Genomic DNA, 16,402 nt, shown 5'->3' on the forward strand with positions numbered 1-16,402 from the left:
TCTCCTCACTTTTGGGTAGTAGATCAGTTTGAGAGTTGTATGTAAGGGCGGAGGAAACTCTATGTTTGGCTCCCGCCAATGGGAGCATCATCGTGATCGGGTTGTCTTACCGGAAGAGGAAGCGAGGTATCTGGGAGCGGCAGGGGAACTCATGGCCGATATTGCAACGGTGCTGATAGACACTGGGATGCGACCGGAAGAGAACTCCCATCTTCGCTGGGAGTCTATCGGTTGGTCGAATGGGCACTGCGGAAGGCTCCAGGTGACGCACGGCAAGACGGCGGCGGCGCGGCGAATGCAGGGCTTAGCTTTGGAGTGACTGGCTCTGGCTGGCAAACTGGCTGTCTACGAAAGGCTTCGTCATTGCCGGGGCATTCTCATGGCAATGTCCAGGCGCCGATGGAGGAAGCACAACGATCCTCACTGGACTGCCAAGAAGTTGGGCCGCGCTGTCTCGCAGAAGCCGTTACGGTTTCATGAGGGCAAAGTCACTTTTTTGAAAACAGGTCGAGCGTCCGCTCGGTGTTGCGTCCAGGAACGGCTGACTCCGGCAGTGGAATCAACCCTCTGATTGCCGGCCAACTCGACCGCGGCTTCGGCGCAGGCGCCGAGTGGAAGTACACCGACATCAAGCATCGCCTGGCCTTCGACGTTCGGTACGAGAAGCAATTCGGAGTACAGCTCCGCACCTCAGGCCAGGTCCTCGTCTTCAGCATCACGTGTCTCGATCTTCTGCATATGAAACCAGCAAAGTAAGCAGTTGAAAACGTTTCGACCAAAGCGCCCTCACGCACTACGCCCCTTCGTAACACCACGGAGAGCCAGGTTCGAACACCTTCAAGTTCCGCGTAAATCAAGCAATACGTCTTCGCGAAGGTAGGCGCTCACCGTTGCGAGAGAAGCAGCAATCCTCACAACCGCCGGTTCGTTCGCTGTTGTTTTAGGAATCGGCACCACGCGCGCTGCCAAAGGTGGATCAGGCCTCTTCGAAATATCAACGGTAGCCATCCCGCGAATCTCCTGGAGCACACTCGTCGAAGTGGCGATCGCTTCTGCAACTCGCGGATCATCTACACCCGCTTCGTCAACCCAGCAGCGCCGCATGATAGCCAACCGCAGCATGAAGATGCTCCGTATCAGCGGCATCCAGGAACGAACGCGATAGCGTGATATCAGGTCGTGTGCCCTATCCCGTCTGAATTCGAGCAACACAGCATCAGCCAGATCTCGGATCTTGTCGAAGTTACCATCAATCGTCTCTCGCAATCGCGTGAGCGCAGGAACCGCTTCAACACTCCCCCGCTCAGGAAGCTCCGCGATGCAATCAAGCGTTTCATCAAACAATTGCGTCATCGTGGGTGCCGCAGGACGCGACCACAGCCGGTCAAAGATCAGCCACATTGCAACCAGCCCGAGAAAAACTCCAAAGACGCGATCCCGCACCTGAGTGAGCCCGACGTTATAGTACGGATCGGTTAGATGGACAGCCTCATAAGCAAGCGCCATCTGACGGCCGGCATACGCGATACGCGGCGAAGCTAAGAAGACCCACGCCGAGCAGAAGATCGCTCCGGCCAGCGTCAAGCTGAATCCGCCAACCGATTGAACACGCGGCAAAATGAATATCTGCGCAACGAAGGCAAACACCCCACCAATAGCCCCTCCAAAAAAGCGAAGCATCTGCTTCTGACGTGACGCCCCTGCACTCGAGAGCCCCGTCACGATGCACGTGGTTAGAGCGACGGACAAACCTGGCCAATCAACAGCCCAATAAAACAGGTAGCAAAAAATAGCGGCCAAAGACGCCCGCATTGCGAATCGCAGAGTTGCAGGATTCGTAACTGATCCAGGTCGAATCAGGCCCTTCGGTTTCGGGTGCTCTTCAGGAACCCGGTCAGCAATCAAATAGCTGGAGTAAACCTGGGTAAGAATAGCAATCGAGTATTCGAGCCGGTACACCGGCGAGCGACGCAGTTCACCCGGCTGCGGAGCAGGCAACGGAATAGGTTCCGGCGCTCGCCTCGCAGCATAATCCGCTCGCACCTGATCAATCGCATTCACTACCCCACGCAGTCGCGCCTGCTGATTGGGCACAGGTTGACCGGGCGTCTCTACCAGACTGTAAGTAAACTCAATCATATTGCCGATCAGACCAACGGCTGACGACTGTTCATCGCGAACTCGTCGCGTGTAGTCCAGCCCAAGCAATGTCTTTCGTATTCGCCCTGTCCCGATCATGAAATACTTCCGCAACTGCCGCCGAAGCAATCGCCCCGGTGTACGCCCTTCCGAAATCAACTCCAGACAGTTACGCAAAATTAGAAGCCTTGTACCGATACCTCGCTCCAGGCCATTTTGTTTCTCGTCGCCAGCCATGACATATTGAACGGCCAGGAAGATCGCAATCCCCATGACCAGGCTCAGCAAAATGTAAAGGATGTTCTCAAAGCGAACATCTGGAGAGATCGGCGCATCAAGAACACTGATGCCTGTGGCCACGTAAATCCCGAAACTGGTCGCCGCCGCATGATCCTCCCCCGCTTCAATCAACCAGCAAGCGAGAAATAGCGTACAGACCACCCAAAGAAAGTGCATCATAGGAGATCCAAGAAAAAAGACCGCACCGCACAAAACCCAGATTGCGGCAAAAAAAAGAAACAGGCCGCATTTTTTAGCTACGCGAAAGCTCGAAGCAGGCGTGTCCTCCATCAGCAGGAGCGGATAGTAGACCCCAAGCACAGCGCTCGGCAATCGAAAGGTCAGTACTACGATGGCTGCAATCACGGTCGCAACTGTGTATTGAACCGTTTTGTCGAGACGGCCCGGATACGGCTCGAGTTCATTCCGCACGATCTGCCACAGCGCTATCCAATACGACCGCCGCCCCTGTGCCGCGATGGTAGCGGTGCTAGCGATGATTGCCTCCCTGTATCGCTACAAGGCTCGTAGCGCCCACTCGCAGCACTTCCGCAGGCGCATTCAGAATGCGGACCCGAACCGGATACCGTGACGCCAGGTGCACCCAGTTGAGTGTGCGATCGGTTGCCGGCAATCCGGGCTTTATGACACCAATAACGTCAGGGTCAGGTATAACTCCGTAGCCAACACTGTCGACGACTCCGTCAAACTCCGCATTCGGCACCTGCATAATGAACACCCTTGCGTGATCGCCAGGATGTATATGGCCAATCTGGTCCTCGCGAAAGTTCGCGACCGTCCACCAGATTCGCGCATCGATCAGCGTGAACAGTTGTTCCCCAACATGCGCATACGCGCCCTCCGCAATCGTCAGATTCGTCACGCGCGCATCGAAGGGTGCATACACCCGGCAATGGTTCAGGTTGTAGTAAGCATGCTCTACCGCTGCCTGTCGCCCTTCGCGTTGTGTCGTAAGAGGATCAAGTATTCTCACCTCGCGACCGCGCTGCTCCACCTGCGCTTCATTCTGACCAACCTCGGCGACAGACTGAGTCTGTCCTTCAAGAGCAGCTTTCAGCGACGCCTGCTTGAGCACTAACTGCGCCTGCGCCTGCCGAAGCTGTTCAGCTCTGGCCTTCGTATTCGAGCGCAGTTGATCCACCTGGTCCGCAGTCACAAACTTTCGCGTCAGCAATGGCTCGACGCGTTTCAGATTGCTCTCGGCATAGTCGTACTCAGCCTGAGCCTGTTTTACGGCGGCCTCCGCATGTCCCACGTCGGCTGTCGCCTCATCAATCAATGCCGTAGCCCGATGCATCGCAGCCTCTGAAGCATTCTGCGCCGCTCTCTGCGCAACGACGGCGCTCCTTTGACCAGCGATCTGGCGCGTCTGATCGCGAATATTCCCCTCAAGCGCGGCCTGCTCCGACAGTGCCTGCTTCAGAGCGTAGCGATAAGGCAGATCGTCGATCTCATAAAGCAGATCGCCCTTGTGTACATACTGATTGTCCTGCACAGCCAGGTGCACTACTGGCCCCTCTACAACCGGAGCAATCCCAATGAAATTTGCGAACACCGTGGCGTCATCCGTTCGTGGGTGCATCGCTGTCAGCACGATCACCAGAATGAGGCAAACAACAGCGCTTGCAATGATAGTGATCGAGATGATTCTCCCAACCGGGTCTGCGTCTGGTCGAGGATCGATGGAGTCGGCCATAGAAACACCTCCTAATAAAAGAGAACCAGCCACAACAGACACGTGAGCGTAATCGAAAGCGCGATGTACACAAGGCCAAGCGGATTCAGGCGAGCTTCATAGCCCAGTCGCCTCAGCACGAGATGGATCGCTACAGTGAGTGCGATACCAAGGACAAGGCAGATCAGCCACCCAGGAAAATAGGAGCCATAGATGCCGAGCGATGGGGCCCGTCGGCAACCACACAACCCGGCAAGCGGCAGGAACGTCGCCCAGAATCGAGGACGACGTAGCACTCGAGAATCTTTGATTCCGAGAGACGACACAGGAGAGCAATGAAAGTGGTTGTTCATGGAGAAGGTCTCCTGGCTGTGGTTTTAAGAAGATCTCCCGTGCTGTACGCCAGCTCCGCCAGCGAATTAAGCACACTCACCCGGGCCGTTATGTCAGCCGAACGGGCATCAGCCAGATCGCGTTCTGCAGCCAGCAGGTCAACCAGGTTGCGTACGCCAAGGCGGTAACTCTGCAACGCGGCTTCATAAGAATCCGTCGAAGCGGTCAACAGCATGGTCGCAGCGTCGCGTTGACGAAACGCGGTGTTGACATTGGAATATGCCCTCCACACTTCATCACTCACCTCATCGCGCATTCGATCAACCGCCGATTGCGCTTGCTTCTGCGAAGCATGTGCCTCCTCGACATCGTTCCTCCGGCGCCCGCCATCGAACACCGTCCAGTTCAGCGAAAGTTCCGCATGATAGGTATTTGCGCCAGCATACACACCAGGAAATGGAGTTTGTTCGCCATATGCCCTCAGAAAATCCTCGTCACCCTGAAACGTCAATCGCGGGTACCACTCGGAACGAGCGCTCGTGATCGCTCCGCTGGCTGCGCGAACCCGCTCCATCTGGGCAAGCAGATCGGGGCGTTGCGAGAGTGCTTTATTAATCGCTTGTTCAGCAGTTTCATTCAACTCATTCGGAATTGGGAGGCTATCGAGGCTCTGAACTTTGTAGTCACTCGCTGGAGAGGCCGTGAGTACGGTTGCAAGATCGCCCGAAGCAATCTGGCGCGCGCCTCGTGCCGACTCGAGGTTATAGACAGCGCGCGCCTCCGTGCTGCGTGCCTCAAGCAGATCAGGAACGGTGGCCACGCCAAGATCAAGTCGTTGCTCGGCGGCTTCGCGCACAGTACGCGCCGAAGTTAGATTAGCCTCCGCTGCAGCGACTTCGCCTTGAGTCTGCTGAAGCCGGAAAAAAGCTGCAAGTACCCTGCTCACAATCTTCAGGTGAACCTGGTTGAATGCGAAGTTAGCCGCCAGAAGCTGTGCACGGTCCTCGTCGATGTGACCGCGGCGCTCGCCAAAGTCGAGAAGCGTATAAGAGAGGCTGATAGCAAGGTCATACTCTCCGAGCGTTTGCAGCACAAAGCGATCATTGATCAAAATGCCATCCTTCGACGCCACTCCCAAAGCGCTCGCCACCAGCGTCGGGTATAGGTCAGAGCGGGAGATCCCCAATCGAGCTGCGCGACCTTTGGCGAATGCCCAGGCTTCACGCGTCTCAGGATTATTCAGCTCGGCGAGATCAATCAGCTCCGCGAGTACATAAGTGTGGGTCGGATCAAGCTTCAGCTCGTTACCTGGCTCCGCATGCACACCGCTCTCTGCCCAGTTGCTGTCCCATGGACGGTCAGGAACCTGCGGCGCATGTTGCGGATGCGCAATCACTGGCAGAAACATGCAGACGAAGGCAATGCCCAACATTCCACGATTCGACAGGAGTAATCCTTGTAATTTCATCTCCGATACTCTTCACACTGAACGCAGATTGATTGAAGACGTGTCGAGCCAGCTTATCTTAGTGCAAGTAATCTGGACTGGGAATCGATACGCTAAGTGGTGACCGGCCCTGGACGACGTGTTCTACCCGAGAATGTATTAAGGATTGGTCCGACAACAAATTAACCATCATCATGAAACGCGCGCAAGCCCCTTCTAGTAAGGAGGATGCTTTAAGCATGGCTGATTTCTAGCCTCTAATCTACCCTAGTCGGAACCCCTTTTTATCGAAAACCAAGGCCCGGGATTTCGGTGGGAGTTCTAATCATGAGTTTTCTGCGGCCGTGGTACGATTCCCTCCAACTCCCCATCCGAATCCGCATCATAACCTTCAGAGGAGACGAACATGCCCATCACGACCGACGAAGCCTCCCAGAATAATCCCCTTTCGCCCGACGATTTAGCCCGCAGCCTCATCCTCGCCAGTGCCGACGACAACAATCGGTCCCACATCGGCTTAGTAGGAGACACCTACACCATCCTCCTCTCAGGAAAAGACACTGCAGGTCGCTTCTGCCTTATCGACATGCACATCCCTCCAGGCGGCGGCCCCCTCGACATCGCCACGACTTCGAAGAGACCTTCACCCTCCTCGACGGCGAGATGGAAGCCACCTGTCGCGGAGCGCAATCCACCATCAAGGTCGGCCAGCGTCATTGGCCTGACCGATCTTGTGTACCAGTTGGATTGTTAGTGTAGCGCAGCTTTTGATGTACCTGGATGGCTGCCGGACGGGGCGTGAAGAGCTGGGAAGCGCGTAGCGATTCCCGGCTCTTTACGCCCCGTGAGATTGGTTTCAATCGCCCAGGCTTCTGCGCTGGTGAGCGATAACCCAGCGACGAGTGCGGCCTGATCGTGTTGTAGTGAACCCGCCAGCGTTCGGCCAGAACCTGCACCTCCTTCAGCGAGTAGAAGATTTCTCCGTTCAGGAACTCATCTCTGAGCTTCGAGTTGAAGCTCTCGCGGTAACCGTTCTCCCAGGGACTTCCGGGTTCGATGTAGAGCGTCTTTGCACCGGTATCAGCCAGCCATTTGCGAAGGTCTTTGGCGACGAACTCAGGGCCGTAGCACCACACGAAGCACTTGGAAGGAAGAGTCTGAGGAAGGCAGGAAGTCGGGTTGAGGGAGCGTAGCGACCCGACTTCCTGGGCCATGGCTGGCTCGTAAGCTGAACGTATGCCTACTTTCACTTAGGAGAGAACCAGCCATGTCCCTTGTCCAGCCTACTCAAACGCCAGCGGTTCTGGTAGCCATTGATATCGCCAAGCTGCGTCACGATGTCTTGATTGAAGCGCCGGGATGGAAGAACCGCAAGCGCCTGATTCTGCCCAACACTGCGGCCGAGTTCGGGCTCTTTGCCGATTACCTCCATGGCCTGAAGCATCCCGTGCGGGTCGTCTTCGAGGCCACCGGCAACTACCATCGGCCACTTGCCCACTTCCTGAAGAGCGAAGGATTCCATCTGGAGTTGATCGCTTCCTTAGCCGTGGCCCGTACCCGTGAAGCGATGCATAACTCCTGGGACAAGAATGATCCGAAGGACGCCCAAGTCCTGCTTCATCTGCTCAAGACTGGCGTGACTCAGCACTACCATGACCCGCTCACGAACCAGATCCATGACTTTCAGGAGCTGTCGCTGACCTATGCTCAGATCTCGCTGGAGAAGACACGGACGCAGCATCGGCTCTTGACCCATTACCTGCCGCTCTACTTTCCGAAGATCGAGCGGTACTATCATGCCTCACGTTCTGAGTGGCTCTTAGTCTTCCTTCAGGTCTTCCCCACGCCTGCTCTGATTGCACGCCTCTCGATGGAAGACTTTGTCCAGCAAGCGTGGACGATTGTCGGACGCAAGGTCAGTAAACAGCGGCTGCTCGAAGACATCTACCGTACTGCTCAGTCCTCGATCGGTATCCCGGTTGAGATGGACTCAGAAGCAGTTGCCATGTTCCGAGTGGTGCTCGGTGAGATGATCCGACTCTGCCAGTTACGTGATCAGCTGGAACAACGAGCTGCGTGTCATCTCAAGGACAACGCCGATTTCCGACGTCTCCAGCGGATGCCGGGCATCGGTCCCATCCTGGCGCTCACGATCCTTGCCGAAGCCGGTGACCTGCGTCGCTTCAATCACCATCGTCAGTTCCTCAAGTTCTGTGGCCTCGATCTCTCGACCCAGCAGTCGGGCCAGTTCCGGGGAACCACCAAGCTGTCGAAGTACGGTAACGCCCGCCTACGCTGCGCCTTTTGGATGGCCGCCACCGTGTCCGTGCGTCTGAGTGAGAACAGCTTCCGAGACAAGTTCGAACGATATCTCCGGCGTGATCCCCTGAGTGCCGACCGCAAGCGCATGGCGTATGTCGCCGTAGCTGCCAAGATGGCTCGCTTGGCCCATGGGATCATCAAGACCGGAACCGAGGACCTCGTAGATAATGATCCGGCCTTCCACTTGGTTGAGATTTCATTTTGAGTACAGTGGAGACTGCGCACCGTCGGCAGATCTCGTGTCGCTATCGTCGAACGCTCAGCCCTTGCTCGTGGAAGCCACTTGGAGGTACAGTCGTCATCAAGAACATCCCATACGGGATGCTAGGGAACCTTCTCTTCTCTCCAGCTTTTCCTTCCTGTGTTAGTACGTTGTCGGAACGGATATGTTCTGGAACGCCCTTGATCACCATCACATCAGCCAGCGCCTCGATCACTTTGGCGCTGCTCCATCGCCGTTCGGGACGCACGAGCAGACTCTCCCTGGTATGCTCATCGATCAGGTTCAACATCCGCACCGTCCTCCCGTCATGCGTCTTAGCACTCACGAAGTCGTAGCTCCAGACATGGTTGGTGTGCTGCGGACGCAGCCGCACGCACGACCCGTCGTTGAGCTACAACCGCCCTCTTGGCTTCTGTCTCTTTGGAACCTTCAGCCCCTCACGACGCCAGATCCGCTCTACCCGGTCCTTGCCAACCTGCCAGCCTGTCCGCTTGAGCAACGCCGTGATCCGGCGGTATCCATAACGGCCATACTGACTGGCCAACGTGATGATGTACTCCAGGAAGCGAAACCGATCAGGCGAAAGGTTTTCGCTTCCTGATGGTCATGGCCGCGATTGCTCTATGAGTTCGGCCAGCAATAAGTTGTCATCGAGGTCCTGAGGAAGCCAGGCTTCGTCGCCGCGGCAGGGTTGCGATTCGTTGCAGTCGCCGGAGATCTCGGAGTCGTCCTCGTCAAGATCCACAATGTCTTCTTCAAATTCGGTGGAGTCGTTTTGCAGATTCAGGTCTGATTGCATAGCTTTGATGTCCTTTCTGAAGTTGGGTGCGGGCGCACTGTGAGTTGGGAGATGGGCGCAAAAAACGTACAGGTCATCCGGCGTTTATGCAAACGAAGAAATGTTCCCGGAAATCTTTGATGGGGGGAAGAATCCGGAACCCGCGCGAAAGGTAGGATCTGACATCATTCAGGCGCGGAATTCCATCGCTTGCTCGAGCGATGACGCTTGAGCAGAATGAGCAACTGTGGTGGTAAAGGTTCGGCGGCTTCTGTCTCCAACGAGCAGTTCAGCGATAAGATGAGCGTTTGCTGTGCCGGTCATCTTATGTGAGTTGTATCCAAATTGATTATTTGCTCGAAATGCGACGGACTGGTTGGTAGTACAGGTGACCGTGTGTTGAAACCGTCGGCCGGCATCAGATGCAATCGCTTTATTGAAGGTCAAATAATGACGTCACTTGGAGCTATCATTCGCAATCATCTATCAAGACACAGATGAGATTCCTGGAGGAACCGCCGGTGCAGTGCGAAATGAAGCGACGACGGGTGAGTTTATCAATGGAGGTCACTGGATTAAGGCTGGTGATACGATCAATCGCCTAAATACTCTTATCGATGAGGGTAAGATCGTTGGTGCCCATGACCTAAATATCGCTATCGCCTCATCTTCGACCTCAAGAACTCTTTGGACGGTAAGACAAATGAAAAACTTAGTCTATAGTTCACTGAACGAAGAACTGTTTCATCGGTTTCCCGACCTGCAGAAACCGCCGTATGAGGAACTGATGGTTGACATCCACGATGGTCCTCACATTGTTTTTGGAACCCTGTTCAACCGCTATCTTGTCGATCTTGTAGGGTCTAGCCATGAGTCGCTTGAGCAAGCTGCGCTGTTCCTAGAAGAGAGATGGCAGTCGCTAAAGACGAACGAGTCACTGACATGCTGACCTTGGAAGTGCTGCCAGCTCTGTTGAAAGCCCAGACCACAGTTGATTCGTACTGGCCTCTGCTTGGAGCAGCCACACGGCATCGGCTGAGATGTCTGCCCCCCCGCTTCTCTCGAAAGGTGCAGCGCTTCCATCGTCCGAGTAGAGGAACCGTTCTTCTCCAAATGAAGAGCACGCTGCTTCGCGTCGGAAGTAGGGTGGCTCGTCACCCGGCCATTATTGATTTTTGACTGGCATAACGCTTCCGACTGGCGGATCTGTAGGTTTTACGCTATTGGGTGCTGCGCAAACAGCAGCCCTACAAGTCGCCGCGATTCATCGAGCTCGACGTGGTCTGAACAAGTTCGTCCAGGTTCGGCTAAACGCGAGACACGGTGCCGCCATGCCGGACGCGCCCTCCGCACACCTCTCCGCAAGAAGTCGGGTTAACTTGCAAAAGTCACATAAGCAACAACCGTTATCTTTTCCTATGATATTGGTTTAGTAGTCCTCGCTCACATACATTCTAAGCATATAAATGGTTTGGATTCAGATCATCGTGCGACTAGATCAACAAACTGAATCTCCGCGCTTGGTCTTAGGAGCGTCTCAGTGTTGTTGGTCCAAATCTTGGCGGAGTGAGACGCTTGAGAAATGGCGACAGACGCGAGGCGTTCGTTGACGAGGCAGCTGCTGAATTCGATGTCGATTTTGACCAAGACGCGGCCAGCGGTCAAACCATGGGAGCTGTGTGACGTGACGGCGTAAGCCGAGGTCGAACTGCTCAAAGTTTGAGGGACAAAAATGAGTCTGTCGCTTTTGCCGTCGCGTTTCACTGTGATCTGGTCGTCCGTTGTCTCGTTGACGGTTCCCGGTTGGCAAGGTCTGTACTAAACGTTGGATGGACGCTGTCATTTGAGATGTTCTTTTATTTCCTGTTAGCGATAGCGCTTGCGTTTCGCATTCGTGTGGCCTACTTCCTGACCCCTGCAATGTCGATACTGGTGGTGGCGGGCACATTCCGCGGGGCGCATTGGCCTGCGATCCTGGTACTGACTGATCCCTTGCTGCTGGAATTCCTTGCGGGTCTGTTGATAGGACAACTCGTCATTCAAGGGGTTCGCTTGAACGTGAAAACTGCCGCGCTGCTCTTAATCCTCGCTCCGATGTTGTTTTTTTCTCTCCACAGACCGCTGGACCATCCATACGCATCCTGCAATGGGGAGTTCCGGCTGCTCTGCTGGCTTTGGCCTTTGTCATGCTGGAGGATCGTTTTGGCGGGCTCTGGCCACGCTGGGCGCTCCTGCTTGGAGATGCGTCCTATTCGCTGTACCTGTCGCATTTCCTGGTTATGATCGTACTGACCAAAGAATGGTGAAAATTTCAACGTTGGCATCGGCCGGGGCGCACCTGAAAGGTGAGATTGCCTCAGTTTTGATTATGCTCTGCTGCGCAATCCCGGTTTCAATCGTCTTGTATCGGATAGTGAACAACCAATAAACAGGAAACTGCGCGGCTCTTTGCTGACCGATAGCGAAACGCGTCGAGGGATTTTGGAGGTGGCTTGAGTTCACTGTTTACGAAGTCGCTACGGACTGTTCTATCCGGAGCGTTACCTCCCTATGGTTCAGTATCTAAACGCGGCCCGAAGCCCAACTCGGGACGTAGATTCTGTTGAGGCGTCCAGAACCCCATATATGACTGCGAGGAACTCGCGTCCGAAGCGCGTGTTTGTAGCCGCATTACGTGCGATCCAGTGACTCTGTGGTGACTAATTGATATCCAAACGGGTGAAAATCAGTGCAAACACTGCAAGGCAGCGTCCCACGATTCTCTTCGCGGATATTGATGTTTAGCACGATTTTGCAAGTTGAGGCAAAGCCTGAACCAACCACTCATACCCTCTTTCACGGCAATAACAGCGGCCCACGAGTTACGGCTCATGACCGAACCAACCGCAGCCCGTCAGAAATCTCTCCAGCCCTCCTATTTGGAGGAATTTGTCCACTCCGGCGAGATAACGATCCGTGTCAGCATCTCTGGAGATTGCGCTCAGGCGAAAGAAAAGGTATTTTATGGGGATTTTACGAGTCTTCTACCGCAGCAAGTCGCTACTTCGAGACATTACAAAATAAATGGCGGTGGAGGCAGTCCTGAGCGAACCGCTCTCCCGGCCCGATTCCCTGCTATCAGGGATTAATACAGGGATTTTTCATGGACATTGCAGAGAATACCCTGGCATTATCCGTCAATTCTCATGAATTCAGGTGATTTCTCGCGCTTCCTCTAGATTAGGACCCGACTGAACAGGGAATTTAATTTCAACTATCAGGGAATCGTAATCGTCTATCTGGGGAAATTGAGGCCAATATCAGAGCTTCGGAATCCATAAAGCCGACGTATTGGCTAGACTCCGTAAATTCACCAGCATCATCCACTCTTTCGAAGGTTACTCGGCTCGCTCGATGAGTGCCTTGCCTGAAATCGCCAAGCGAGCTAACTTCCGGTTTGCCCGTCAACCGGAAGGAACTAGGTAGTTGGAGGGCCGAACCGGGGATCACTTCCGCTATGCTGACCATATCGTTACTAGTCTCACGCTCGAAAGGTGCATCGTTGATTTGTTGTCGAGAATGAGCCTTCTCGCTGCAAAAGTTACTCAGGTGACTCATGAATCGAATTAAGCTGACAACAGTGGCCCGTTACGAGAGACAGCAGTATGAAAGCTCGAATGTCGCTTTCAGGTCTACGAACCTGTATTCGCTATAGAAAGAGCACGGTGAGAATGCCCCACTTCGGCGACTATCAAACTGAGATCTACTTCAAAGGCCTTCGCGGCGTGCTTCCCAGCCTTCCCGCCGACTTCAAGCTTCTGGAGCAGAGGGCACAGGCAGCCATGCCTCCTTCTGTTCTGTCTTACGTTCAGGGGGGCTGCGGCGATGAGTTCACGCAAAGTCAAAATGCGGAGGCGTTTCATCATTGGGGGCTTGTTCCTCGCATGTTGGTGGACTGCTCCACGCGCGACCTGACCCTCGACCTCTTTGGCCTCAAGCTACCCACTCCCATTTTTCTCAGCCCGATAGGTGTCCTTGGTATCTGTACGCCGGATGGCCACGGCGACCTCGCCGTCGCACGTGCGTCAGCCGCAACCGGCGTACCAATGATTGCGTCAACGCTGTCCAACGACACGCTTGAGGCGGTCGCTGCAAGCCTCGGCGACACTCCTGGATTTTTCCAGCTCTACACCCCGAAGGACGATGCCCTCACCGAGAGCCTTATCCATCGCGCCGAGTCCGCAGGTTTCAAAGCAATCGTCGTCACACTCGACACGTGGCTTCTCGGATGGCGACCACGAGACCTCAACGCCGCGAACTTCCCGCAGCTGCGCGGGGCCGCACTTCAGAACTACTTTACGGATCCCTGCTTTCGCGGCTCACTCGCGAAGCCTCCCGAAGAGGATCTCTCCGCCGCGGTCATGCAGTGGACTCAAAACATTGGCAACCCCCTTACATGGAAACATCTTCCATGGCTGCGTTCTCTCACCAAACTGCCTCTCATCCTCAAGGGCATCTGTCATCCCGATGACGCCAGACGCGCCATCGACGCTGGGATCGAAGGAATCTACTGTTCGAATCACGGAGGACGCCAGGCCAACGGTGGCGTCCCCGCGATCGATATGCTCCCCGGCATCGTAGAGGCTTGTGGCAGGACCCCGGTTCTGTTCGACTCTGGGGTTCGATCCGGCAGCGATGTCGTCAAGGCTTTAGCAATGGGGGCAGCTGCTGTCGGAATTGGACGTCCGTACGTCTATGGTCTGGCTCTTGCTGGAACCGAGGGAGTGACTCATGTTCTGAGGAGTTTTCTGGCCGAAGCCGACCTGCTGATGGCCATCGACGGCTTCCCCACTCTCACCGCTCTACGGCAGGCGGGCGTTGTCCGCCTATAACTATTTGGAAACGGTCACCGCCATCCCCAAGCCTGCATGAAGACTCGCTCTGTCCACTGCTACAGCATAAAACTTGTGAGCCCACCCCTCATTCATACCTGATCCCTTCAGACGCGAGGCGCCGTTCATATCTCTCACGTCGAGATCGGCAGCTTAGTAGAGAGCTCGGGCGATTTAGGTTCGCCCACAGGGACATTGGTACCTAGAAACGCCGCAGGATCTTGTAATCACAACGCACGTGGCTGGAACCGGACCCTTCATCCCACCCCGGCCTTGCCAAGGGAGCTTTCAGACGGGTGCGGACTGGTGCCGCTACTCGGGTTCTGGACGGTTGGTCGGCAACTCTCACCTTGGGATTACTTCCTATTTGCCCGTTACTCGGGAGCGACCGAGGGATACTAGAACCGACCCGCGCGGAACTCCACAATGCCCGCTCACTGATAGAGTTGTACAAACCTGAAACGTTCCCTGTCTTCCCGCGATTCTCCCGTGATCGCGGACAATCGTGCCTCAGTTTGAAGGGAGTTGCAATGAAGCTTTCCTGGCTATGCTCGCTCATTGTTGTGCTCGGCGCCTGCTGCTGCAGCGCGTCGGCTACGGAGGCGAGCCTGATCCTCGTCAACGCCAAGCTATGGACCGAAAATCCGGCGCAGCCCACCGCCCAGGCAGTGGCGCTCGATGGTTCCAGGATCCTCGCGGTCGGCAATAACGCAGCGATTAGAAAACTCGTCGGCCCCGACACCCGCATCATCGATCTCGGCGGCCGCCTTCTCCTGCCCGGCTTCAACGACTCCCACGTGCATTTCCTCATCGGCGGCGGTTCGCTGATCACCGTGCATCTTGGCGCAGCCAACAGCCAGGCCGAGTTCAAGGAGCGCATCGCTCAATTCGCGGGAACCCTGCCCAAAGGTGCGTGGCTTCGCAATGGCCTTTGGGATCATCAACGCTGGAATCCGCCCGTTCTGCCCGACCACCAGTTGATTGACGATGTCTCCGGCGATCATCCTGCATTCTTGTGGCGGCTCGACGGACACATGGCCCTCATGAATGCACAGGCCATGAAGCTCGCCGGCATCGACCGAAACACGAAGGACGTGCCGGGCGGAGAAATCGAGCGCGACAAGGACGGCAACCCGACCGGCATTCTCAAAGACGCTGCCATCGCTCTCGTCCAGCGCATCATGCCTCCGCTGTCTCCCAAAGAGGAGTCCCAGGCCATGGAAGCAGCAGCTCACGGCGTAACCAGCGTGCAGAACATGGCCGACAGCTCCGAAGACCGCGGCCAGCCGGACAATTTTCGCGAGTTCCAGAAGATCGAGCGCGCTGGCAAGTTGACTGTCCGCATCTACGAGGCTTTTCCCGTCCGCGATTGGAAGACTCTGGCCGACGCCGGCATCGTCGCGCCTTTTGGCAGTCCTTATCTCCGCATTGGCAATCTGAAAGCCTTCGCCGATGGCGCCCTTGGTTCTGAAACTGCCTGGATGGATGAGCCGTTCACGAACAATCCGGCGAAGAGCGGCCTCGCCAGCCCCGATCTTCTCGACGTCGAGCATTTCTACGAATCGATGCGCCAGGCCGACAAGGCCGGACTCCAGCTTACGATCCACGCCATCGGCGATCGCGCCAACCGCACCATACTCGATCTCTACGGCCGCCTGGAAAAAGACAATGGCCCTGCCGATCGCCGCCCCCGCATCGAGCACGCGCAGCACCTTCATCCGGAGGACTACGCGCGCTTCGCAAAGCTTGGCGTGATCGTTTCCATGCAGCCCTACCACGCAATCGACGACGGACGGTGGGCTGAAACCATCCTTGGCCCGCAGCGTATCAAGTCGAGCTATGCATGGAAATCCCTGCTGGATGCCGGTGCAACACTCGCCTTCGGTTCCGACTGGCCGGTCGCGCCATTGGATCCCGTGATGGGCATCTATGCCGCCACCACTCGCCGCACCTTCGACGGTAAGAACCCAAACGGTTGGATTCCCGAGCAGCGCATCACCGTTGCGCAGGCAGTGCACGCCTACACCATGGGATCCGCATTTGCCGAACACCAGGAGACGGTCAAAGGATCCATCGAACCCGGCAAGCTGGCAGACCTGGTAGTGCTCTCCGACGACATCTTTACAATCCCGCCAGAGGCGATCGAGAAGACCAGGGTCGACATGACCATCTTCGACGGCAAGGTGATCTACCAGCGCTGAGCGGGCGAGTGGCGTATATCTAAGCAAACGTTCCCAGCGCTAGCGCGCTTTGCGGATAGATACCGCCGCTGCGGGGTGGTCACACACTGAATTGAGCGCAACTTCCGGATGGT

General features: G+C 55.8%; 12 protein-coding genes and 2 pseudogenes. 7 read left to right on the forward strand and 7 right to left on the reverse strand.

The window, feature by feature from the left end:
• The first annotated feature begins 61 nt into the window (after positions 1 to 61).
• Together RBB81_RS01335 and RBB81_RS01340 are read left to right on the forward strand one after the other, a co-directional pair.
• Complete coding sequence (locus RBB81_RS01335; RefSeq protein WP_353072440.1) at positions 62 to 319, forward strand: hypothetical protein; 258 nt, start codon at positions 62 to 64, stop codon at positions 317 to 319.
• A gap of 203 nt (positions 320 to 522) precedes the next feature.
• Entirely contained in the window at positions 523 to 756 is a 234-nt protein-coding gene (locus RBB81_RS01340; RefSeq protein ID WP_179585963.1) for a hypothetical protein, read from the forward strand.
• 81 nt (positions 757 to 837) lie between these two features.
• Here the strand turns inward: RBB81_RS01340 and RBB81_RS01345 are convergent, their stop codons facing one another.
• From RBB81_RS01345 to RBB81_RS01360, 4 genes are read right to left on the reverse strand one after another with little or no spacing between them, the layout of a single operon-like run.
• Positions 838 to 2,850, reverse strand: coding sequence for an FUSC family protein (locus RBB81_RS01345; protein ID WP_353072441.1), 2,013 nt, complete (start codon positions 2,848 to 2,850; stop codon positions 838 to 840).
• A 58-nt stretch (positions 2,851 to 2,908) separates the two neighbouring features.
• Entirely contained in the window at positions 2,909 to 4,135 is a 1,227-nt protein-coding gene (locus RBB81_RS01350; protein WP_179585967.1) for a biotin/lipoyl-binding protein, read from the reverse strand.
• 11 nt (positions 4,136 to 4,146) lie between these two features.
• Entirely contained in the window at positions 4,147 to 4,467 is a 321-nt protein-coding gene (locus RBB81_RS01355; RefSeq protein WP_179585969.1) for a YtcA family lipoprotein, read from the reverse strand.
• The gene (locus RBB81_RS01360; protein ID WP_179585971.1) at positions 4,464 to 5,915 is read right to left on the reverse strand and encodes a TolC family protein; all 1,452 of its coding nucleotides are present in this window, start codon (positions 5,913 to 5,915) and stop codon (positions 4,464 to 4,466) included. The genes RBB81_RS01355 and RBB81_RS01360 overlap by 4 nt, the downstream gene beginning before the upstream one ends.
• 385 nt (positions 5,916 to 6,300) lie before the next feature.
• Here RBB81_RS01360 and RBB81_RS01365 point away from each other — a divergent pair, with 385 nt between their 5' ends.
• Positions 6,301 to 6,648 (forward strand): hypothetical protein, encoded by a 348-nt coding sequence (locus RBB81_RS01365; RefSeq protein ID WP_353072442.1) that lies wholly within the window; start codon positions 6,301 to 6,303, stop codon positions 6,646 to 6,648.
• Here RBB81_RS01365 and RBB81_RS01370 read toward each other — a convergent pair.
• Positions 6,608 to 7,018 (reverse strand): annotated as a pseudogene (locus RBB81_RS01370) (integrase core domain-containing protein); the annotation flags it as partial. The gene RBB81_RS01365 and the pseudogene RBB81_RS01370 overlap by 41 nt on opposite strands.
• A gap of 143 nt (positions 7,019 to 7,161) precedes the next feature.
• Here RBB81_RS01370 and RBB81_RS01375 point away from each other — a divergent pair.
• Complete coding sequence (locus RBB81_RS01375; RefSeq protein WP_353072443.1) at positions 7,162 to 8,421, forward strand: IS110 family transposase; 1,260 nt, start codon at positions 7,162 to 7,164, stop codon at positions 8,419 to 8,421.
• A gap of 166 nt (positions 8,422 to 8,587) precedes the next feature.
• Here the strand turns inward: RBB81_RS01375 and RBB81_RS01380 are convergent.
• Positions 8,588 to 8,992 (reverse strand): annotated as a pseudogene (locus tag RBB81_RS01380) (IS3 family transposase); the annotation flags it as partial.
• Between the two features lie 51 nt (positions 8,993 to 9,043).
• A complete protein-coding gene (locus RBB81_RS01385; protein WP_353072444.1) occupies positions 9,044 to 9,238 on the reverse strand; it encodes a hypothetical protein in 195 nt (64 codons plus the stop codon).
• 439 nt (positions 9,239 to 9,677) lie between these two features.
• Between RBB81_RS01385 and RBB81_RS01390 the strand changes: the two genes are divergently transcribed.
• The 3 genes from RBB81_RS01390 to RBB81_RS01400 all read left to right on the forward strand — a co-directional run bounded on the left by RBB81_RS01390 (position 9,678) and on the right by RBB81_RS01400 (position 16,289).
• Positions 9,678 to 10,166, forward strand: coding sequence for a hypothetical protein (locus RBB81_RS01390; RefSeq protein WP_353072445.1), 489 nt, complete (start codon positions 9,678 to 9,680; stop codon positions 10,164 to 10,166).
• A gap of 2,695 nt (positions 10,167 to 12,861) precedes the next feature.
• On the forward strand, positions 12,862 to 14,088 hold the full coding sequence (locus RBB81_RS01395) for a lactate 2-monooxygenase (protein WP_353072446.1): 1,227 nt from the start codon (positions 12,862 to 12,864) through the stop codon (positions 14,086 to 14,088).
• Between the two features lie 530 nt (positions 14,089 to 14,618).
• Positions 14,619 to 16,289 carry an amidohydrolase gene (locus tag RBB81_RS01400; protein ID WP_353072447.1) on the forward strand — a complete coding sequence of 557 codons (1,671 nt, stop codon included), beginning with the start codon at positions 14,619 to 14,621 and terminating at the stop codon, positions 16,287 to 16,289.
• Positions 16,290 to 16,402 lie beyond the last annotated feature (113 nt).

The sequence above is a fragment of the Tunturibacter gelidoferens genome, from assembly GCF_040358255.1.
Classification (GTDB): Bacteria; Acidobacteriota; Terriglobia; order Terriglobales; family Acidobacteriaceae; genus Edaphobacter; species Edaphobacter gelidiferens.